Source organism: Priestia sp. SIMBA_032 (assembly GCF_046535215.1).
GTDB lineage: Bacteria > Bacillota > Bacilli > Bacillales > Bacillaceae_H > Priestia > Priestia aryabhattai.
In genome coordinates, this window is the sequence record NZ_JAWRXD010000198.1 from 1 (window position 1) to 393 (window position 393).

The 393-nt window shown below is 66.2% G+C and carries 1 protein-coding gene; it reads left to right on the top strand.

Annotation, left to right across the window (positions count from 1 at the left end):
• Positions 1 to 393 (top strand): hypothetical protein (locus SB717_RS33985; RefSeq protein ID WP_410907214.1); only part of this gene is annotated, 393 nt, incomplete at both ends.

The following is a 393-nucleotide window of genomic DNA, read 5'->3' on the forward strand; positions in this document are numbered from 1 at the left end:
ATATGACCGCCACCTACGGCGATCACGTCTTCGCCAGCGTCCAGCTGACCGCGGCGAGCGCCTGGCAGACCGTCTGTTTCGACTCCTCGTCGTCCACCCTGTGCCAGGGGTCGTGGCCACTCACCACATCCCCCGCATCGTTCAAGGCGGGAAACACCTTCGCGCCGCTGCTCTCGACGACGGGGCGGCTGACCGGCGTGTGCACCATCACGTACGGTGGCGGTTCTTCCTCGGGGTGCTGGAGTCTCGGCGGAGTCGCGGTACCGGAGAACCCGTACGCCGGCACAGGCGCCGACTACAACACAGGAAGCATCGGCACCGGCGACGTGTTCGTGTCCGGCACGAAGGTCTACCCGTCGCGAGGAGACGAGGTGATGTGCAGGGATTTCGGAG